Origin of the sequence: Flavobacterium sp., from assembly GCF_027484705.1 — a bacterium.
GTDB lineage: Bacteria > Bacteroidota > Bacteroidia > Flavobacteriales > Flavobacteriaceae > Flavobacterium.
In genome coordinates, this window is sequence record NZ_JAIXSL010000012.1 from 107,757 (window position 1) to 128,871 (window position 21,115).

Consider the following 21,115-nt stretch of genomic DNA (forward strand, 5'->3'; position numbering starts at 1 on the left):
TTTCACTGCGGATCAGGATTTTCCTGTCGATGATTGTGTTGATTTTGATCGCGTCGATTTTGATGGCTTCGATTTCGATCATTCAGTTTAAGAACGAGGCGAAGGATTACCACCAGGAACGGCTTGAACGCAAGGAAAGTGCGATTAAGGAACACATTCAATACGTACTTTCGACGACGACTTATCCTTTGACTTCACGGAATCTGGGATTGATTTTCAAGGATAAAATTCATGAATTGGCCCAAATCCACAACCTTGAAATCAACATCTACAGTCTCGATGGGAAATTGCTCAAATCTTCCAAAGCATCATTTTCAATTGATACTTTATCGCCGCCGATTCCAAAATACATTCTCAAACTCGTGCAATCTTCCATTGAGAAACGCTACGTCGACATCAAAAATATTGACGGCGTCAGGAACCGTTCTTCGTACAGCCAGATCAAAGACGAGAAATTCAAACCGCTCGGAATTCTCAATTTACCTTATGTGGAAGACGATGGTTTCTATGAAAAAGAATTGCAAAATTTCCTAATTCGATTGGGTCAAGTTTATGCTTTCATGCTTGTGATTGCCTTTGCTTTGGCGTATTTCCTTTCAACTTACATCACGCAATCGCTCAAAACCATTTCGGACCGTTTGAGTGAAACGAGTCTGAATCAAAAGAACAAAAAAATCGTGCTTGAAGCCAACAGCAAGGAAATCAATTTGCTGATTAAAGCGTATAACGGCATGGTCGACGAACTCGAGAAAAGTGCCGTGAAATTAGCCCAAAGCGAACGTGAGGAAGCCTGGCGGGAAATGGCGAAACAAGTCGCACACGAAATCAAAAATCCGCTGACGCCGATGCGTTTGACCGTGCAGAGTTTCGAGCGGAAATTCGATGCGAACGATCCGGAACTCAAACAGAAACTCAAAGATTATTCAGAAACATTGATACAACAAATAGATACGATGAGCGCCGTGGCTTCGGCGTTTTCAAACTTCGCTTCGATGCCGGCACAGCAGAACGAAACGCTTAATGTGGTTGAGGTTGTAGAGTTGGCGCTCGATATTTTTAATGAAGATTACCTCGTTTTTGAAAGCGAAGAAAAGGAAATCATCTCCAAAATGGACCGCACGCAATTGATCCGGATTATCACCAATTTAGTCAAAAATGCCATCCAGTCGATTCCGGAACATCAGGATTACAAATCGGTTTTAGTGTCTGTCAGAAGGCATCCGAATGAGGTTATTATTCTCGTGAAAGACAACGGAACCGGCATTGAGGAGCAATATCTGAGCAAAATCTTCGAACCTAAATTTACGACCAAAAACAGTGGCATGGGCTTGGGCTTGGGAATTATCAAAAATATCATCGAAAATTATAAAGGAACAATTACATTTGAAACCGAACTTGGGAAAGGCACGACTTTTATGGTAGCGCTTCCCTTAATACATTCTTAAATCATGACTTACGAAAACATACTCATCAGCAGCGAAAACCAAATCGCAACAGTAACGATTAATCGTCCGACCAAACTCAACGCGCTCAATGTGGCGACCATACAGGAATTGCATCACGTTTTCAATACCTTAGAATTAAATCCGGAAATCAGGGTCATCATCCTGACCGGAACAGGAGAAAAAGCGTTTGTAGCGGGAGCCGATATCGCCGAATTTGCTCATTTTTCTGTAGAGGAAGGCGCGCACTTAGCCGCGAGCGGACAGGAATTGCTGTTCGATTTTGTGGAGAAACTCAAAACACCGGTAATCGCCGCCGTCAACGGATTTGCTTTAGGCGGCGGACTCGAACTTGCGATGGCCTGTCATTTCAGGATTGCCTCGGACAACGCCAAAATGGGATTGCCTGAAGTATCGCTTGGCGTCATTCCTGGTTATGGCGGAACTCAGCGTTTGCCACAACTCGTCGGAAAAGGCCGCGCCATGGAAATGATTATGACCGCAGGAATGATTTCGGCAGAAGATGCTTACCGCGTCGGATTGGTGAATCACGTCGTGCCGCAAGCCGAGCTTCTGGAGTTCTGTAACGGCATTGCTGCTAAAATTTTAAAAAATTCTCCCGTAGCCATTGGACAAGCCATCAAAGCTGTGAACGCCAATTTTAAGGAAGGCGTCAATGGTTTTGAGACCGAAATCAAAGCGTTCGGAAAATGCTTCGGCACGGCAGATTTTAAAGAAGGCACTTCCGCATTTCTCGAAAAACGAAAGGCGGATTTTAAAGGAAACTAGTTCAACCAAACCCTTATAACAAAATGAAAAAAACTATCGCTTACGCATTATTCGCCTTGAGTTCTATTTTCACTTACGCGCAGGACATTCCCACCACTATCGTCAAAAGCGATATTTTTAAAGATGAATACAAATATTCTCAGATCACCAACGTCACCGAAGATGGCAGTGGTGGCGTACTTGTCGTCAGGTCTTATGTCGGCGGATTGTTCTCCTCGGCCCGCGGTTATTATTTTGAGCACTATGATTCGAAATTGAAACTCATCAAGGAATACGAATACGAATTGAAATATTCCGATTATGAAAAACAAAGTTCCGTTTTGGGCGTCATTACAGACGATACTCAAGTGCACATGATTGATTTTCTTTACAACCGCAACGAAAAAGCCTACATCTGTTCTTCGCTGACGGCCAACATCAAGGATTTTAATTTCACCAAGAAAGAATTGTTCCGTGTAAAAAGCGACGAGATCAAACAATTTACCTTTGCCGTAACCGGAGCGGCTTTCGACAGTGATTCGGGAGCGAGTATGATTGTTAATGAAGACAAAAATGCTTTTGCTGTGACCGTCGATATTAAAGACAGGCTTGCTGAAACGCACAAACTGTTCTTGTACGACAACAAACTCAACAAGAAAATCGACCACACGTTCAAACGCGAGATTAAAGACAGAAAATTCAGGTACGAAAACATCGATGTGTCTAAAGACGGCAACACCTTATACCTTTTAGGGAAAGTGTATACTGATGAAAAGAAAAGCAAAAAAGACGGTGGGAAATACCAGTTTGAATTGACGCGCGTCACCAATGACAGCGAGCAGACTCAGGCTTTTGATACCGAAGAACACTACGCAAGATCGCTTAAAACGATCATCTTTCAGGACCGTCTGGCTTGCGTGGGATTTTATTCTGACAGAAAAGACAACCGTTATAAAGGTATCTGTTATTTCGAAATGGATCCGACAACCCTGGCCGTCAGAAAAAGCAAATTCAATCCGTTTACCGAGCAGTTCATGATCGACAAATACGGAAAAGACAAAGACAAAGAACTTAAAAACCTATCGTTCAGAAAAATGCTGATCAAGAAAGATGGCGAGATTGTCCTCAATGCGGAAGAATTTTATATGACCACACAGACCACAAGCACGGGTAATGGCGGAATGACGACAAGAACGATCTACCATTATGATGACATCGTGAGCGCGAAACTGAACCAGTCCGGAGATATCGTCTGGGCGAGAAACATCAACAAACGCCAGCAAACCGCCGGAGACGAATCGTATATTTCGTACACTTCGACTTTGAAAGGGAATGACACTTATTTCTTCATCAACACCGGGGAAAAAGTAAAGAAACTCAGAAACGACCGCATCCAATTCGGACAAACCAGCACGAAACGTTCTAATTTGAATGTCATCCGTGTCAATGAAAACGGCGATTTCGACTATAAAGAAATCTTAGACGACAAAGACAACGACGTGCCGTTTATGGTTTCCACAGGCGCGATTATGACCGACGAGCCTTCCGTCTATTTTATGGGTCGCAAAGGCAAGAAAAAACAATTGTTGAAAGTCACGTTATAAAAACAGAAAGAGCACTTCACGGCGCTCTTTTTTTATTTCTCACCATCCCATTCAGCGTAGAACTGCGACAGGAATTTTTCCATAAACTGGTGGCGTTCCAGAGCGATTTGCTTTCCGGTTTCGGTATTCATTTTATCTTTCAGCAACAACAATTTTTCATAGAAATGATTGATCGTTGGCGCTTCACTCAATTTATATTCTTCCTTGCTCATGTGCAAATTAGGCGCAATGGCAGGATTGTATAACGGTCTGTTTTTGAATCCGCCATAGTTGAAAGTTCTGGCAATGCCAATGGCTCCAATCGCGTCCAAACGGTCCGCATCCTGCACGATTTCAAGTTCTTTGGAGTGGAATTGCTTCTCGAAATTACCGCCTTTGAAAGATATGTTCTCGATGATGTTCAATACATGAACGATAATCAATTCATCCACCTTTTGGCTTTCTAAAAAAGCGCGCGCGGTTTTCGGACCGATGGTTTCGTCACCGCCGTGAAATTTACTATCGGCAATATCATGAAGCAAAGCGCCGAGTTTAACCACCGTTTCATCGCAGGTTTCCGATTGCGCAATCAACAGCGAATTTTTGTAGACACGTTCGATATGAAACCAATCATGCCCGCCTTCCGCACCAGCCAATTGTTGTTTTACGAAAGCGATGGTTTTGGAAATTAAATCGGGATGGTTCATGGTTTTGGTTTAAAAAAAATGTTGAACTTCAAAGTATATACTTTAAAATCCAACATTTATGATTCAATATTGAAATTTATCTTGCGGTAGCCGGCTCAACCCATTTGAAAATAAACGAATCCGGCGGAATCACCATTCTTTCAGAAACTTTAGCCATTCTCGCTGGAAGTTTCATCAGGTAATCGCGTGCTTTTTCGGCCTCGTCGGTAAGCCCAGTAATTTTGTCGATTTCCCATTTGTCGATGAGTTTCTGCATGATTTCGACGTAATCGTTTGCGGTATACACGCCGATGCGTTGCGCAGAGTTCGAGAACTGCTCGAAAGCGGAACTAATCTGTTGCCCGGATTCTCTTAGGAAACCGGCAGGCATCGTAATTTTATTGCGCATCATATGGTTGAAGGCGAGCATCATTTCACTCGGATCGACTTTAAAAATCTCTGTCACAAACTGGCTGTACGCATGGTGGTGGCGCATCTCATCGCCCGCAATCATCTTGCACATTTTCGAGAGTTTGTTGTCGCCATAACTTTTGGCAAGTTGCGAAACGCGGTTGTGCGAAATGTAAGTTGCCAATTCCTGAAACGAAGTATAGACGAAGTTTTTGTAAGGATCGCGTCCGGTTCCGATGTCAAATCCGTCAGAAATTAAGTATTGCGTAGTGATTTCAACCTCGCGCATGTTGACACGGCCAGACAAGTAAAGATATTTGTTGAGGACATCGCCGTGGCGGTTTTCCTCGCCGGTCCATTGGCGCACCCATTTTGACCAGGCGTTGCGCTCGACGTTATCGACGCCTTCGACATCCATGAGCCAGGATTCGTAGGTTGGCAAAGCTTCTTCGGTAATCGTGTCGCCGACCATCGCTACCCAAAAATCGTAAGGTAAATCTTTGGCGAGTTCGCGCAATTCTTTGACTTCCTCAAAAAAAGTGTCGCTTTCGGAGTTCGGCAAAAAATCGGAAGGTTGCCATATTTTTTCAACCGGAATCAGGTACTGGTCCATGAAACCGTCGACTTTATTTTCTAGAAACTGCATGACTTCTAGACGAATATTCTTTATAGACATTATTAAAACAGGATTTTAGATTTGGGATTGGAACCTAATCTATATTTATATTATTGAATTTACTATTGATGCTTCTGTTTTGGCCATCAACTCCTCAAATGAAAAATCTCTGACCGCCATAGGTTTATGGACCGTAAATGTAAGACGATTTCCCAAACCAAACGGAAAAAATCCAAATTTTACAAATTTCCACGAATTGTTAATCGTGATCGGAACCACATATGCCGAGGGCGCATATTTACATAATATCTTGAGGCCACTTTGGGCAAATTCTTTGGGTTGACCCGTTTTGCTTCTTGTTCCTTCGGGGAAAATCACGGCGGAACGTTTGTGCAATTCGATGTATTCACCCAGCTTTTTGATTTCCGGTATAGCTTGTTTCGGGTCTTTTCTGTCGATGATGGCAGCACCACTTTTACGCAGGTTATAAGAAATGCTCGGAATGCCTTTCGCAAGTTCTTTTTTGCTGACAAATTTTGGATGAAATTTTCTCAGGAACCAAATGATGCCGATAATGTCATACAAACTTTGATGGTTGGCTACCATAATCAGCGGAACATTTTTGGGAATGGCTTCGCGATTTTCTATTTTGTAAGTCGTGCCTAAAATATGGGCGATGCGCAACAAACACAAGTTCAGATAATCGACACTTTTCTTGTGCGCTTGGTATCCAAAAACAGTAAAGCAAATCCATTGAATCGGATGAAAAACAACCAACAGCAATAAAAACAACAGCATCGCTATTGCAGATATTGGGTATGATATTATTTTTTCCATCTCAAAAAAATTTGTGTCAAAAGTAAGAAAATAATTTTATTGTTAACGACCACTAAAAACCTTTAGCTTCCAATAAGTTGAATCGCGAGCAGCTGCTATATTTTAACAAAACGGGCAGAAAAACTGCAGAAGGTACTTTTTTTTAATCTTTAAGTTTGATAGTAAATAATTGATTTGCTGGGTTAAATTATTTTAGGGCAAGACACAAACAACCCAATATTTATTTTCCATACCGATTTTTTTCACGCCGTAGACCATTGGGTTGTTTTGCCCATAAAACGCAAGGAGTAATGGCTCAACCGTCGGGAAAAATAGCGTCATAAAAGGTTGTTTTTAAACGAGAAAAAATGCTCATAACATTTTGTGAATCGTTGTCAACTTGCTGAAAAAAGAATTATTTTTACGCCAAATAAGTACAATATAAACCACGGAAAGATGAGTTCAGAAAAAGAGGCAAAATTAAAAGCACTACAGCTAACCCTTGACAAATTAGATAAAACTTACGGAAAAGGAACCGTCATGAAAATGGGCGACAAAGCCGTAGAGGAAGTGGAAACCATTTCCTCAGGATCGCTAGGTCTGGATTTGGCTTTGGGCGTCAACGGTTATCCAAAAGGAAGAATCATAGAAATATACGGGCCTGAATCTTCAGGTAAAACCACGCTGACCTTACACGCGATTGCAGAAGCTCAAAAAGCAGGCGGGATTGCTGCGTTTATCGATGCGGAACACGCGTTCGATAGAAACTACGCGGAAAAATTAGGCGTCGACATCGAAAACCTGATCATTTCACAACCGGACAACGGAGAACAGGCTTTGGAAATCGCAGAAAACCTGATCCGTTCGGGAGCGATTGATATTGTCGTGATTGACTCGGTGGCGGCTTTGACCCCAAAAAGTGAAATCGAAGGCGAAATGGGTGATTCCAAAATGGGATTGCACGCACGTCTGATGTCGCAGGCTTTGAGAAAACTAACAGGAACGATCAGCAAAACGCATTGTACGGTATTTTTCATCAACCAATTGAGAGAAAAAATCGGCGTGATGTTCGGAAACCCTGAAACAACCACCGGTGGAAATGCGTTGAAATTCTACGCTTCCATTCGTTTGGATATTCGTCGTTCCTCGCAAATCAAAGAAGGCGACAATGTGATTGGAAACAGAACTAAAGTGAAAGTCGTCAAGAATAAAGTCGCACCGCCATTCAAAACCGCGGAATTCGACATCATGTACGGCGAAGGTGTTTCTAAAACCGGAGAAATCTTAGATTTGGCGGTTGAATTTGAAATCATCAAAAAAGCAGGATCCTGGTTCAGCTACGGAGAAACCAAATTAGGACAAGGACGCGATGCGGTGAAAGTACTGATCAAAGACAATCCGGAATTAGCTGATGAAATCGAACAAAAAATAAAAGCTTACATCAAAGAGCAAAACGCTTAAAAATTAAAACCCGATTCGTTCGGGTTTTTTTATGCCTTCAAAAGTTGGTCGTGGATGACTGCTCTGACTTCTTCCTTAACTTCTTTGATGTCCTTTTTGTTCTCGATGGTTTTGCCTGCAGTCGGTACAGGTTTGTGAATGAAAACACGCATCAGACCGGGACTGCCACTCATAAAAGTATACGAAAATCTTTTTTTGTTGTCCATGAAAGTCATTGGAACAATAGGGATTTGATGCTCGATGGCGAGCCGGAAAGCACCGTCTTTGAATTCGTCGAGCACTATTGATTCGTCTGCTGGCACACCTCCTTCAGGAAAAATGCAAATGCTCAATCCTTGGTTCAGGCGTTTTTCGGCGCGGTTGAAGACTTCCATGCGACTTCTGGAACTTTTCCGATCGACTAAAATACAGGTGCGTTTGTAGAAAAAGCCAAACAACGGAATTTTCGCGAGTTCCACTTTTCCGACAAAGACAAATGGATTTCTGACTACCGCCAGCGTCAGCATAATGTCGGTCATTGAAGTGTGGTTGGCGACGAACATATAGCTTTTGTTCATTTCAATCTCAAAGTCTGCATCCACTTTATAATAGAATCCGCAAGTGAACAGGATGAATTTGGCCCAAATACGCGCCATCACAAAAAAGTACGGATACCAGGTTTCACGAAGAATCGAAACCACCAAAAAAGGGAACATCACCAGAATCGGAATGGCCATCATGATGTAGAACCAGATGCGCCACAGAACCCAAAAGATTATTTTAAATATTTTCATTCCCTCAAAAGTAAGAATTCAATCCTTATTTTTAGCAAATCATTTACCTTTGCCAAAATTTAACAGACCATGTCCAAAATACTCACAGGAATCCAAAGCACCGGAACGCCGCATTTAGGGAATTTGCTCGGAGCCATCATTCCGGCGATTGCATTGTCGAATGATCCCAACAACGAATCGTTCCTGTTCATAGCCGATTTGCACGCCGTGACCCAAATCAAAGACGGCAATCTTTTACGCCATAACAATTACAGTACGGCCGCCGCTTGGTTGGCTTGCGGACTCAACATCGACAAAGTAGTTTTCTATCGTCAGTCCGACGTGCCGCAAACCGCAGAATTGTCTTGGTATCTGAGTTGCTTTTTCCCATTCCAGCGATTGACTTTGGCGCATTCCTTTAAGGATAAGGCCGATCGTCTTGAGGATGTGAATGCAGGTTTGTTTACGTATCCGATGCTCATGGCTGCGGACATTTTATTGTATGACGCGGAATTTGTTCCGGTTGGAAAAGACCAGTTGCAGCATATTGAAATCACACGCGACGTCGCTTCCAGATTCAACCATCAAATGGGAGAAACTTTCGTGTTGCCTGAAGCCAAAACCGACGAGCAAACAATGTATGTTCCGGGAACCAACGGAGGGAAAATGAGCAAATCTGCCAATAACATCATCAACATCTTTCTTGATGATAAAGCGTTGCGCAAACAAGTCATGTCGATTGAAACCGACAGCACGCCTTTGGAAGAACCGAAAAACATGGAAACCTGTAAAATCTTCGCGATTTATAAACTGCTCGCCACTGAAGCACAAATCAAAGCGATGGAAGTGAATTATGCCAACGCCAACCGCGATTATGGTTACGGCCATGCGAAACAAGCGTTGTTCGAACTCATTGTCGAGAAATTCAAAACCGAGCGCGAAACGTACAATCATTATATGAACAACCTCCCAGAAATTGAAGCCGCTTTACTCAAAGGCGCGGCAAAAGCACAAGCTGTTGCGAATGGCGTGTTGGCTCGTGTGCGTGAAAAATTGGGCTTTCGCGGTTAACAAACAATATAAAATTGGAACGCGGATTCCACAGATTAAATCAGCGCTAATCCGCTTAATCCGTGACATCCGCGTTTCAATTAAATTGCCTCAAAATATTTTCCAGGCAACGGACGAACCACACCTTTAAGTTCCATATTCAATAAAATTCCTGAGATTCTGAAAATCGGAAAATCGCATTCTAGCGCAATGTAATCAAGCATTTCTTTGCCGTTCTTCAGAAGGAAATCGTATACTTTCTGTTCGTCGTCTTCAAGGGTGACAAACAATTGTTTTTGGATGGGCTTCGATGTGGTTTCCAAATCCCAATTCAGATGGTAAATCAAATCCGCGGCCTCGGTAAGCAATTGCGCCTTTTGGGTTTTGATCAAATTGTTGCAACCCTGACTGTACGTATCGGTAATTCTGCCCGGAACCGCAAACACTTCACGGTTGTATCCATTGGCCATATTCGCCGTGATGAGTGAGCCGCCTTTATCGGCAGATTCAATCACAATCGTCGCTTCAGAAAGGCCTGCAACAATGCGGTTGCGGCGTATGAAATTCTCACGTTCAGGATTTGAGGAACTCCAGAATTCAGTCATAAAACCTCCGTTTTCTTCTATTTTAGTTGCATATTTTTTATGCGCTTTCGGATAAATCTGGTTGAGTCCATGCGCCAAAACACCGATAGTCTGCAGTTGGTTTTCGATTGCGGCCTGATGTGCGGCAATGTCTACGCCGTAAGCAAAACCGCTCACGATGATAGGGTCGAGTGGTGCTAAATCGGAGATGAGTTTTTTACAACAATCAATGCCATACGAACTCACTTGTCGCGTGCCGACTATGCTGATGATTTTTCTGTTGTTGAATTGGATGTTGCCCGATGAAAAAAGCAAAACCGGTGCATCGATGCAATGTTTGAGGCGCTCCGGATAATCTTCGTCAAGATAGTAGGAAACTTTGATGTTGTTTTGCTCAATAAAACAAAGTTCCGCTTCGGCTTTCGCAAAAATCGTTTTATCTTTGAGCTTTCCCAACAGGAAACTTCCGATGCCATGGATGGAATCGAGTCCTGAAGTTTTAGGATTGAAAATCGATGCCGGTTCCGGGCAATGGGTCAGCAGTTTTTTGGCGATGATATCGCCCACGCCTTCCACTTTGAGCAAGGCTAATACATAAAATAAATCTTCGTGGCGCATACTAAATAATTGAAACTGAAAAGTATAAAATTTATCGCGATTGTTAATAAAAATTGTGAATAAAATTTTGCCACCGTCAGTCATTGTATAACTTTGTCGCTATGAAAATTGAGCATTACATTTCACAACTCCTATACCGTCATCAGTGTGTTACTGTTCCGGGCTTCGGCGCTTTTCTGACCGAATTCCGATCGGCGCATTTGCATGAAAACACCAATTCTTTTTACCCGCCCAAAAAAGTCATTTCGTTCAATGCGCATTTGAAAAACAATGACGGATTGCTCGCCAACCATATCGCAGGAATCGAAAAAACCACTTACGAAAATGCAGTAGCTTCAATCGAAAGTGAAGTCGTAATCTGGAATTCCATCCTTCAGGTGAACGAAAAATTCACGTTGAAGAATATCGGCGAACTTTCGTTAAACTCAGAAAAAAACCTGGTGTTCACACCCTCTGAAAATATCAATTACCTTAAAGAATCTTTCGGACTGAATTCGTTTGTTTCCCCTGCGATCAAAAGGGAACAATACAAACAGGAAGCTGAAACGTTCTACAAAGAAGAAGTTGTTGAGGTTGCCGCACCGGAAAAAGAAGTCATCGCTTTAGAACCCGAAACGAGAAAAAGCAGAGGTTATTTAAAATACGCCGCGATTCTTGTAGCTGCTTTGTCTGTTACAGGTTCGATAGGTTTCAAATTATACCAGAACCACATCGACGAGCAGACGCTTTTGGTGGAAACTGCGGTGCAAAAAGAAGTACAGAATAAGATTCAGGAAGCGACTTTCATGATTGACAATACTTTGCCGGCCGTAACGCTTACCGTCAAATCGGAAAAACTGTCGTATCACATTGTGGCCGGTGCTTTCAGAAATGAAGAAAACGCCCAGAACATCTACAATGACTTACTAAAATCAGGATTCAAAGCACGCCGCATTGCGCCAAACAACCACGGATTATTCCCGGTTTTATACGGCAGTTACGCTACGAATGCCGAAGCGCAGGAAGCCATGAAGAAAATTCACGAAACCAATCCCGATGCTTGGTTGCTCGTAAAAACACTATAAAATATATCCCGCAACCCGCGGGTTTTTTTATGCCTTGTGAGTATCTTTGCAAAAAAGAAAAACATGCATCCGAAACATCCTTCAGAATCCCTGACCATCTTGACGGATTTGGTTTTGCCGAGCGAGACCAACCCATTAAACAATCTTTTCGGTGGTGAATTGCTCGCCAGAATGGACCGCGCAGCCAGTATTGCTGCCAGAAGACATTCGAGAAGAATTACGGTAACGGCTTCTGTAAATCATGTCGCTTTCAACCGAGCGATTCCGTTGGGAAGTGTTGTGACTGTGGAAGCTAAAGTTTCCAGAAGTTTCAAAAGCTCGATGGAAATTTACCTCGACGTTTGGGTGGAAGACCGGGAATCAGGCATCCGAAGCAAAGCCAATGAAGCGATTTATACGTTTGTAGCGGTGGATGATATGGGTCGACCTGTTGAGGTTCCACCCGTCATTCCGGAAACAGACTTAGAAAATGAACGCTTTGTGGGTGCGCTGCGCAGAAAACAATTGAGTTTGGTGTTGGCAGGGAAAATGAAACCACATGAAGCTACGGAATTGAAGGCTTTGTTTGAGTAAAATATAGCTCGCAAAGACGCAAAGAAAATCAAAACAACAACTTTTTAGTGGCGCTGCGTTTTGTCGATAAAACTAAAGCTTCAAAAACTTCATGTTTTGCATCACGCCATCAATCTTCAGTTGCAAAATATAAGGGCCTGTTTTTAAATTTGAAATGGCTATTTTCAATGATTTTTCGTTTGCTGGATTTCCTTTTTCGGTTACAACAGTTTGTCCTAAAGCATTGATGATGGAGTAATTTCCGTCGAAAGTTCCATCATAAGAAACGGTAATCAAATCGCTACCTGGATTCGGATACAGTTTGATTTTATTTCCAACAGTAAACGAACTGTTGCCCAAGAAAGGCGCTGTGATTTCATTCGAAGTAGCGGAACAATTATTTTGTGAAACCACGCAATAATAAACGCCTTGTATGGTAGGGACGTAAGTTTGTTCTGTCGCACCTGGAATCAGTCCGCCGTCCAAATACCATTGATAAGATTCAAAGGTTTGCGTTGTGGTCAGCGATGCATTGCCATAAACAATCTCCGCAACGGGTAGGTTGATTTCTGTCAGTGTAATCGTATTGTTAGCATTCGTATTGCCAACAATATCGCTCGTAGTTCCGAACCTGCAATCAAGATCTGCCGGACTGCTCAAAACCGTTGGTAAAACCGTATGTGTTCCTGTCAGTGAAGCATCAAATTTATTGAGTTTGTTATTTCCCCACGAAGAAACATAATAATTTCCGCAGCGGTCTCTTGTAATGCCGTCGCAATTGCTCAGTGTTGTTGCCAATACTGTCGAAGTCACGTTGGTGGTTAAATCGATAGCCATAATCGGAGCGTTGCTTCCCCAAGTGACGTAGACGCAGCGGTTGTTTTCCCCATCGTAAAGAATTCCGTTTGGGGTTTTGGCCAATCCGGTAGCTAGGGTTGTAAACGAAACCGCATTCACATCGATTTTAAAAATTTTCTTCGCTGAAAAATCCGTCGCATACAAATTATTATTGCCGTCCGAGGTTAGTCCGTTTAAAAAAGTGGCATTCAGATTTAAGGTAAAAACATTCGACCCTGAAGTCAAATTATAGCCTCGAATAAATCCGCCTTCACAAGAATACAGCACATCGCCAAGAATTTCGATGCCATAAGGACCCGATGGAATTCCGGTGACAAAATTACTCAACGTTCCATTTTCACTTCTTGCGAGGATGGTTCCGTTTCCTTTATTTCCAATCAGCCATCTTGTGTTGGTTGCGTCCCATTCGATACTTTCCGGGCCGTTTAAGGTTTGCGAAAAAGTCACGCTGCATTGCAGTATACACACCAAAAGGAATAAAGTTTTTTTCATAAGGAAGCTATTGAAATTACATATTAAACAACCAGGTTGCCGGATTGCTGTAAGTTGTATTTTGAGAAATTGTAAATTTTAATACGGTTTTACCACTGTCACCATTGGTTCTGATGCGGCCGATGGTTTGCTTGGTGGATACTTTGTCGCCTTTGCTCACACTCACGCTGCTGAGGTTTTGATAGACCGTAAAATAATCCCCATGCTGAATCATCACGGCTTTGTTGACCGGCGAAAGCACCATGACGCTGATCACTTCACCACCAAAAACGGCTCGGGCAGAAGCACCTTGATCGGTCGTAATTTCAACGCCACTGTTGTGCACAATCAACGTCTTATAAACCGGATGCGGTTGGTCGCCATAACCTAAAGAAACAAATCCTTTTTCTACAGGCCACGGCAATTTTCCTTTGTTAGCCCTGAAATTATTAGCAATCAATTGCCCTTCTGAAGTCAAGACGATTTTGGTCGAGGTTTCGGTAGCTTTAGTTTCGGCGGCAGTCGTTGTTTTCGGGCTCGCTTTGGCTACAGCAGCGGCCGTTTTCTTGTTCGCGGCGGCAATTGCGGCTTTCAGCAATTTCTGGATTTGGTTGTCGATGTTGCGCGTTTCCTGTTGTTTTTTCTTGATTTCGGCTACAATCTGTTTTTTGTCTTTTTTGATTGATTGTGCGAGTTCCTGTTGCACGAGCTTTTCTTTTTCTAAAGCGATGCGTTCCTTCTCATTTTCTTCGATGAGCTTTTGCTTTTCGGTTTTCTGGACGCCGATTTTCTGGTTGAAATTTTCGAGTTCCTGTGATTTCTCCTGAATTTCCTCGCCTTGCGTTTTTCTGTAACTCGCGTATTGCTTCATGTATTGCGCGCGTTTGTAGGCCTGAAGGAAGTTTTGCGAAGACAACAAAAACATCGCGCGGCTTTGCTCCGAACGGCTTTTGTAAGATTTCAGAATCATCTCGGCATAATCTTCCTTGAGCAACACCAATTCTTTTTTAAGACGGTTGATGTTGATCTGGTTGATGTACATATCATTGTTGAGCAACTTGGTTTGCTTCTCGGTCGTATTGATGAGTTTTTGTTTGAGTTGGATTTTTTCAGTCTGGATTTTAAGCGCCTTGACCACCGTTTTTTCTTTCGATTGTACGCTCTCCAACTGGTTTTGCTTCTCCTGAATTTCACGCAGGATCTGGGCTTTGCGTTGCTCCAGTTTTTCCTGCTGGCTTGTCGGCTGGCTCCACATCAAGGAAGTCACCAACAGCAATAAAAGGCTAAGTATGCGTTTTGACATAATATTAAGTTTAGGCAAAGCTAATGAATAAAAATTCTTTCATATCCTTCGGGAACACTATACGGAAAAGACAAATCCTCATCAATTGAAACCGCATTATATTCAATCGAGATATTGACTTTTCCTTTGGGTTGCTCGGCATCAATCACCATTCCGGCAGGCAGCGCCATTTGGTTGTAATAGCCGTAATTCGGATACACAATCTGCACCGAACGTTCCTTCGCGGGTTGGGCAATCTGCTCTTTCTTGATTAAGAAATTTCCCGACTCAAAATAAAATGTTTTTGAAGTTCCGGTGTTATTTGCATCGACAAGTTTGTATAAATTGTCTTCAATCGACGGCTTGTAATTTCCTTTCGTCAAATCATCGAGCGCCTGTCCGAGCAACAGATTCTGCACTTTGTTGAAATCCAAATCGGTGCCCAACCAACGGCTCAGCAACGAATAATCGCCTTCAAAATATTGGCCGTTGATTTTCTCGTAATATTTCACTTCATTCGGCGTAATCAGTGCTTTGGCCATCGTGATTCCTAAGAAACGGACGCTGACCAAAATCATTTCGTTCTTTTTGATCTTGATTTCTGCGGTGACGTTCTGGCTTTGGTTCGGATCTTCATAATGCGCACTCGATTTGATGTACAGTGTCGAGAAATCTTTTCGGTTACCGTAATGCTTTTTGACAATCGTGTCTGAAGAAAGTACGCCTTTCGCTTTGCCTTCCTTGACGACAACCGCCTTCGATTTGCACGAGAGCAACGTCAGCGCCACAAAAAAAACGGTAAACAACAAGCTTAAATATCGACGCATTATTTTTTTCGTTTTAACAGTTGATCGGCTTTCATAAAATAACTTTCCTTCTTCTTCATATCGCCCAAACCTGCCGAAGCCTCGCCAAGCTGGATGTTGAAATTGATTTCAAGTGCCACGTCATCCACCAGATAATCCAATCCCATTTCTAAAAATTCTTTGGCTTTCTTATAATTTTTCAACTGGTTGTTGGCCAAACCGACATAATAATACAACTGCGGCTGCGACGGATACAAATCGATGAACGCAGTCGCCTTTTTCGATACAACGTCAAATTGTTGCAGTTCCGTATAAGCCTGTAACAAAAGCAATCCGGTTTCTATATCGTCCGAATGGCTTTTGAGGTGCAACTCGTAATATTTTACCGCGCGCGTCCAGTCTTTTTTATTGTGGTAGAATTTGCCGATTTCCTTAGCGACCTGAACATCTTTGTCGGCATCAAAATACGAGATGGCTTTCTCTAAATCTTTATCGAATTCAGGTTTGTCTTTCACAAAAATCAGGAATTCGTTGAGCATTCTGTGTTTGATTTTGTCGTCGATCTTGCGGCTTTCGAGCACTTTGTTCATCGAAATCACGGCATTCGGACCATCATTATTGTTGAGGTGGAATTTAAACAAACTCACCTGCGCCCAATCCGAAGTCGGGATTTCCGTTTCGAGTTGTTTGGCGATTTCCATCGCTTTTTCTTCCTGATTGCTTTCCGAATACAGGAAAATCAGTGCGATATAATTCGATTCTTCTTTTGGGTATTTTTTAATCTGGGCCAACAGATTGTCTTTTTCAGAAGTCTGGTATTTCGCCTGATTTAAGATTTCACGTTTGTAATTTTCGCGCAGTTCGGTTTTGCCTACGGTCGAATTCAATTGATTAATCAAATCCAAAGCTTTGTCGAATTGCTGCGTATTCATATACAGCGAAACCAAATCTTCCTTGTACTCTTTTTTGAACTCGATGAGCTTGTTGACAATCACAATGGCCTGCGTATAATCTTTGGTTTCATAACAAACGTCGTACATCCCGACCCAAAACCACATGTTTTTCGGGTTGATTTGTGTGGCTTTCTCAAACGAATCGTAGGCGTCTTTGTATTTCTTTTGCGGCAGGTAACTTTTGCCCATCTCAAAATAAACCACAGCATTCTCGGGCTGGAGTTTCTTGCACTTTTCGAGCGCCGTAATTGCTTTATCGTAATTCTCGATGCCTTTCTGCAACAAAGCGTCATAGAACGCATTCTGAAACTGATCATCCGCCAAACCAATGGCATCAGGTTCGTCCTGCGCACGCAGCAGCTGTGGAAAAAAGATTCCGGCAAAAAGAAGTATGAAGGCTGTTTTTCTCACTGTTGATTATTTAACCGCAATGTACACAAAGATGCCGCTCGGATTTGCAAAGAAAATCCTAAAGCGCGTTTGGGTCGTGTTTTATTATTCTAAAACCGAATAATCGCCGATGCTGATGCTCGTAAATTTCCCGTCGAAAGTCGCGTGGCTGCCAATCATCGCATTATCCAGATTGGCGTTTCTGATGTGCGAATGGGTTTGCACCAAACTGTTTTTGATTTGCGTATCGCTCACATGACAAGCTTTCCCGAGCGAAACATTCGGGCCGACTGTGGCATTGATCAAGATGACATCTTCGCCGATAAAGCAAGGTGCAATGATCGTGGAATTTTCGATTTTCACCGAAGGATGCACCAAGTTCTCGCCGTCCTGATGCAGGAAATCCAGCATTCTCGAATTGGTTTCGACCGTGACGTTTTTATTGCCGCAATCCATCCATTCATCGACTTTGCCGGGAACGAATTTGAGGCCTTTGACTTTCATGTTCTCCAGTCCGTCAGTAAGTTGGTATTCGCCGCCTTTCACGACATTGTTGTCGAGTAAATATTGCAATTCAGCGCGCAAAGCCTCACCGGATTTGAAATAATAAATCCCGATGATCGCCAAGTCTGAAACGAAATCTTTGGGTTTCTCCACGAAATCAACAATCTGGTTGTTGTCATTGAGCTGCACGACGCCGAAAGCGCTTGGGTCCTCAACTTGCTTCACCCAAATCACGCTGTCTGCGGAAGTGTCTAGGGTAAAATCAGCGCGGAACAAAGTATCGGCATAAGCCACGACAATCGGTCCGGTCATAGAATCCTTGGCGCACATGATCGCATGCGCAGTGCCAAGGGCTTCGTTTTGGTAATAGATGGTTCCTTTAGAACCGAGTTTTTCGGCGATGGCGATGAGGTCTTTCTCGACGGCAGTGCCAAAGTCTTTATGGATGATGAACGCAATTTCTTCAATGTCCTGGTGGATGACGCCCGCGATGTCTTCTACCAATCGGTGCACGATCGGTTTTCCTGCAATCGGAATCAAAGGTTTCGGGACAGTAAGCGTGTGGGGTCTTAATCTCGAGCCGCGGCCGGCCATGGGTACGATTATTTTCATGTGTCTAGATTTTGCGCCAAAGTTCGCAAAGTTTTTGGGAAACTGTATAAAGTTTTTAATTTGTTTTTAGTGGGTTATTAACTGTTTTTGGGGAGGAGTTTGTGTACAGCACTTGAATTTGAGAATCGTTCGCTCTAGTGCAAGTGATGTTCGGATTTTGAATCCAAGAAGTTTTAATTAATTACGCTTTTAATGTAATTAGAATTAATCCAATAACATTTTTTCTTTTCTTCTGAACCAGTTATGGTTTCCATCATATCTCGACTATTTTTTCCTTTTGGTCTCACATGACAAATTTTCTTATCAGAAATTTTAATGAAATGTTCAAAATCATTTGATTTGATTTTCTTTTTAGTATCTAACCAAAACTCTTTAGCAATTTCGATATCTTTATTAGGCATCGTCCAAAACAACACCTTTTTTAATACAAGTTGTTTGGAATCATTTTTTTGAAACACAACAAAAAAGAATCTTTTTGAGATGGTATCAAACCAATAAGATTGATCCCAATCTTCATTGACAATTTCTTTGTATTGAATTTGACCAAAAGACATACTCTCTTTTAAAGATCCTGATTTTTCCAATTTAATGGTTTTCATTAAAATATCAGCTTTTTCAAACTCTTCGATTTTTTTATTAGTGACACCTAGAATAGCTTTGCAAAGAATGTTTATTTTATTTTTTGCTTTGGTTTCGGTGAAATTGATTTTTTTGATTATTTCACTTTCCGTTAATCCAATGAAAGGGTTGAATTTTTTAATTACTAATTGTTCAAATGTTTCCCCAGCTTCATATTCTGAAACTGACTTTACAATAGGTTCTAAATCGTCTAAGTTAAGTCTTTTGTATGCTGCAAGAGGTTCTTCGACAGTATTGTTATTGTTTAGAATAATATCATATTCTTTATAATCAACAGCTACCACTTCGTTTTTTAGACCTTTTTCAATGATAAAATTAAGGTATTTTGATTTTAAAGAAAAGGCTCGCTGCATAGCCATTATTTCTGAAAAAGGCTGACTGCGAAGAGACAAATTATTAGCTCCTTTAGTGCAAGCTCCAAGATATACAGTATCTCCTTCTGAAATTTCATGAGCTTTACCTTGCTTTATTTTAGAGACAATTAATTCCCAATCGTCTTTAATTATTTTTAAATCTGTTGAAGGGAATTGCCAAAGCCTGACTATTTTAAAAATATAATCAAAATCTAATTTATCGTTTTCATGAAGATAAAACAGTAGTAATAAAAGTTGATTTTTTTTCCAAAAACTACTCGTGGAAAATTTTTCTTTATGCTCAGTTTCAAAATCAATAATATTAAAAACAAGTCTTTCCTTAGAAACATAACCTTTTTTAATTTTCTTTATAGGAGAGGTCTTTAATTCAACACCAACTTTGTAAAAATCTGGCTCTGGCTTCGAATTTGGCTCGTACTTAAAATATAGTTTTTCTACTTTTTGACCAAATCCACCTTTTCCTTTAAATTCAGAATCTAGTTCCTTGGGTAAAACATCAGACAACGATTTGTTTAGCAATAAGTTTGCGTAATCAACAATTGATTTAATATTGCTATCGTCGTATGGCAAGGAAGAATTATTCATTTATTTCTGGTTTATTTTAGAAAATAATTCCGCTCCGATTTTTTCAATTATTCCAACAACTAAAGCGTTACCCATAAAAAATGCTCTTTTAGTGTCGGGAATACCTTCAAGTTGTGTGTGGTTATCTGGGAACATGTTTAATCTTTCCAACTCAACAGGCGTAAGTCTTCTTAATCCTTTATTTGTTTTTATAACATGTTTGAATCGAGATGGTGATTTGCCGCCTTCTCCGGTTATTATTGTTCTTGAAGCATTGTCAAGCGCATCAGGGAATATCATTGCACCTTCGCTATAATTGTACTCATAATCATCAGCAGTTTTACGGACTTCTTTTTTTGAACCTTTTAAATATTCCCATTTTGGCAATTCTTTTTCATCTATGAAGAAGTCATCGGTTACTTCTCCATTTTGAAGTATATCTTTGAGAATTATTCTTTTTCCGTCATAATTTGGAGACGTTTTAGTGGTAAATACTTCTCCGTCAATTAACAATCCGGTATTTAAAAAAGGGGAGAGTTTTTGAGTTTTATTAAAGTTTTCTGTAATTTCTACTAGATCTCCTTCAAGGTTAAAATAATCTATTCCGCCTTTTTTTTCATTCACAACAGGAAAGCCTTCGGCAATAGTTCCGGTATTTATTAACCAATCTAATTTGTCAGATTTTTTAATTGCTTTATACAAATCAGTTGATTTGTGATAACCTAAAAAGAATACCCTTCTTCTTCTTTGAGGCATTCCATATTCAGCGGCATTAATTATTCTCCATTCAACAGCATAACCTATATCGTCCAGACTTTTAAGCATAACGGCGAAATCTCTACCACGTTGTTTTGAAGGCGATTTCAACAAACGGTCTACATTTTCCAAAAAAAGGTATTTTGGTTTGTTCTTTTTTTCGGTTAATATTTTATGTATTGACCACCATAAAACACCTTTCTTTCCAATAAGTCCTTTTGAATTATTTGAAGACGTGGCGACAGAATAATCTTGACAAGGAAATCCTCCCACAAGAATATCATGGTCTGGAATTTCTGAAATAGGAACTTGAGCAATATCTTGGTTTGAATGGTTTTCTTTTCCAAAACGATTTTCATAAACCATTGAAGCATGTTGGGTTTTAGTAGAGGGTTCCCATTGATTGCTCCAAACCACTTTGTAATTATTGTATTTTTCTAATCCTAATCTAAAACCTCCAACTCCAGCAAATAGTTCCACTACTTTTAGTTTCTCTTTCATCT

At 41.3% G+C, this 21,115-nt stretch carries 20 protein-coding genes; 7 read left to right on the forward strand and 13 right to left on the reverse strand.

The features are described 5' to 3' along the window. The first annotated feature begins 29 nt into the window (after window positions 1-29). The 3 genes from Q0058_RS07215 to Q0058_RS07225 are packed head-to-tail and all read left to right on the forward strand — an operon-like array spanning window position 30 to window position 3,814. Window positions 30-1,445, forward strand: coding sequence for an ATP-binding protein (locus Q0058_RS07215; RefSeq protein WP_298222527.1), 1,416 nt, complete (start codon window positions 30-32; stop codon window positions 1,443-1,445). A gap of 3 nt (window positions 1,446-1,448) precedes the next feature. Further along, on the forward strand, window positions 1,449-2,231 hold the full coding sequence (locus tag Q0058_RS07220) for an enoyl-CoA hydratase-related protein (RefSeq protein ID WP_298222358.1): 783 nt from the start codon (window positions 1,449-1,451) through the stop codon (window positions 2,229-2,231). 23 nt (window positions 2,232-2,254) lie between these two features. Then, complete coding sequence (locus Q0058_RS07225) at window positions 2,255-3,814, forward strand: hypothetical protein (protein ID WP_298222360.1); 1,560 nt, start codon at window positions 2,255-2,257, stop codon at window positions 3,812-3,814. A gap of 32 nt (window positions 3,815-3,846) precedes the next feature. On the opposite strand, the gene Q0058_RS07230 is transcribed toward Q0058_RS07225, so the two are convergent. The 4 genes from Q0058_RS07230 to Q0058_RS07245 all read right to left on the reverse strand — a co-directional run bounded on the left by Q0058_RS07230 (window position 3,847) and on the right by Q0058_RS07245 (window position 6,664). After that, the gene (locus tag Q0058_RS07230; RefSeq protein ID WP_298222362.1) at window positions 3,847-4,500 is read right to left on the reverse strand and encodes an HD domain-containing protein; all 654 of its coding nucleotides are present in this window, start codon (window positions 4,498-4,500) and stop codon (window positions 3,847-3,849) included. Window positions 4,501-4,576: 76 nt separating this feature from the next. Continuing rightward, window positions 4,577-5,566 (reverse strand): acyl-ACP desaturase, encoded by a 990-nt coding sequence (locus tag Q0058_RS07235; protein ID WP_298222364.1) that lies wholly within the window; start codon window positions 5,564-5,566, stop codon window positions 4,577-4,579. Between the two features lie 45 nt (window positions 5,567-5,611). After that, a complete protein-coding gene (locus Q0058_RS07240) occupies window positions 5,612-6,343 on the reverse strand; it encodes a lysophospholipid acyltransferase family protein (protein ID WP_298222366.1) in 732 nt (243 codons plus the stop codon). A gap of 192 nt (window positions 6,344-6,535) precedes the next feature. Continuing rightward, window positions 6,536-6,664 carry a hypothetical protein gene (locus Q0058_RS07245; protein ID WP_298222367.1) on the reverse strand — a complete coding sequence of 43 codons (129 nt, stop codon included), beginning with the start codon at window positions 6,662-6,664 and terminating at the stop codon, window positions 6,536-6,538. A gap of 114 nt (window positions 6,665-6,778) precedes the next feature. On the opposite strand from Q0058_RS07245, the gene recA reads away from it, so the two are divergent. Then, window positions 6,779-7,783: a recombinase RecA gene (gene recA, locus Q0058_RS07250; RefSeq protein WP_298222369.1), complete on the forward strand. Its 1,005-nt coding sequence runs from the start codon at window positions 6,779-6,781 to the stop codon at window positions 7,781-7,783. 29 nt (window positions 7,784-7,812) lie between these two features. Here recA and Q0058_RS07255 read toward each other — a convergent pair whose 3' ends face one another. Further along, window positions 7,813-8,556, reverse strand: a complete 744-nt coding sequence (locus Q0058_RS07255) for a lysophospholipid acyltransferase family protein (protein ID WP_298222371.1) — start codon at window positions 8,554-8,556, stop codon at window positions 7,813-7,815. 69 nt (window positions 8,557-8,625) lie between these two features. Here Q0058_RS07255 and trpS point away from each other — a divergent pair, with 69 nt between their 5' ends. Next, the gene (trpS, locus tag Q0058_RS07260) at window positions 8,626-9,606 is read left to right on the forward strand and encodes a tryptophan--tRNA ligase (RefSeq protein WP_298222373.1); all 981 of its coding nucleotides are present in this window, start codon (window positions 8,626-8,628) and stop codon (window positions 9,604-9,606) included. Window positions 9,607-9,686: 80 nt separating this feature from the next. Here trpS and dprA read toward each other — a convergent pair whose 3' ends face one another. Next, window positions 9,687-10,787: a DNA-processing protein DprA gene (dprA, locus tag Q0058_RS07265; protein WP_298222375.1), complete on the reverse strand. Its 1,101-nt coding sequence runs from the start codon at window positions 10,785-10,787 to the stop codon at window positions 9,687-9,689. A gap of 101 nt (window positions 10,788-10,888) precedes the next feature. On the opposite strand from dprA, the gene Q0058_RS07270 reads away from it, so the two are divergent. Together Q0058_RS07270 and Q0058_RS07275 are read left to right on the forward strand one after the other, a co-directional pair. Then, window positions 10,889-11,851 (forward strand): SPOR domain-containing protein, encoded by a 963-nt coding sequence (locus Q0058_RS07270; RefSeq protein WP_298222377.1) that lies wholly within the window; start codon window positions 10,889-10,891, stop codon window positions 11,849-11,851. A gap of 63 nt (window positions 11,852-11,914) precedes the next feature. Then, window positions 11,915-12,424 carry an acyl-CoA thioesterase gene (locus Q0058_RS07275; RefSeq protein WP_298222379.1) on the forward strand — a complete coding sequence of 170 codons (510 nt, stop codon included), beginning with the start codon at window positions 11,915-11,917 and terminating at the stop codon, window positions 12,422-12,424. A gap of 72 nt (window positions 12,425-12,496) precedes the next feature. Here Q0058_RS07275 and Q0058_RS07280 read toward each other — a convergent pair whose 3' ends face one another. The 7 genes from Q0058_RS07280 to dcm form a co-directional block, all read right to left on the reverse strand. After that, window positions 12,497-13,753, reverse strand: coding sequence for a T9SS type A sorting domain-containing protein (locus Q0058_RS07280; RefSeq protein ID WP_298222381.1), 1,257 nt, complete (start codon window positions 13,751-13,753; stop codon window positions 12,497-12,499). Window positions 13,754-13,769: 16 nt separating this feature from the next. Beyond that, complete coding sequence (locus Q0058_RS07285) at window positions 13,770-15,035, reverse strand: peptidoglycan DD-metalloendopeptidase family protein (protein WP_298222383.1); 1,266 nt, start codon at window positions 15,033-15,035, stop codon at window positions 13,770-13,772. A 20-nt stretch (window positions 15,036-15,055) separates the two neighbouring features. Beyond that, the gene (locus Q0058_RS07290) at window positions 15,056-15,841 is read right to left on the reverse strand and encodes a DUF4292 domain-containing protein (protein ID WP_298222385.1); all 786 of its coding nucleotides are present in this window, start codon (window positions 15,839-15,841) and stop codon (window positions 15,056-15,058) included. Continuing rightward, on the reverse strand, window positions 15,841-17,184 hold the full coding sequence (locus tag Q0058_RS07295; protein WP_298222387.1) for a tetratricopeptide repeat protein: 1,344 nt from the start codon (window positions 17,182-17,184) through the stop codon (window positions 15,841-15,843). The genes Q0058_RS07290 and Q0058_RS07295 overlap by 1 nt, the downstream gene beginning before the upstream one ends. A gap of 84 nt (window positions 17,185-17,268) precedes the next feature. Beyond that, the gene (locus Q0058_RS07300; RefSeq protein WP_298222389.1) at window positions 17,269-18,279 is read right to left on the reverse strand and encodes a sugar phosphate nucleotidyltransferase; all 1,011 of its coding nucleotides are present in this window, start codon (window positions 18,277-18,279) and stop codon (window positions 17,269-17,271) included. A gap of 173 nt (window positions 18,280-18,452) precedes the next feature. Continuing rightward, window positions 18,453-19,877, reverse strand: coding sequence for a MutH/Sau3AI family endonuclease (locus Q0058_RS07305; protein ID WP_298222391.1), 1,425 nt, complete (start codon window positions 19,875-19,877; stop codon window positions 18,453-18,455). Further along, window positions 19,878-21,113, reverse strand: coding sequence for a DNA cytosine methyltransferase (dcm, locus tag Q0058_RS07310; protein WP_298222393.1), 1,236 nt, complete (start codon window positions 21,111-21,113; stop codon window positions 19,878-19,880). It abuts the gene before it with no gap. Window positions 21,114-21,115: the final 2 nt, after the last annotated feature.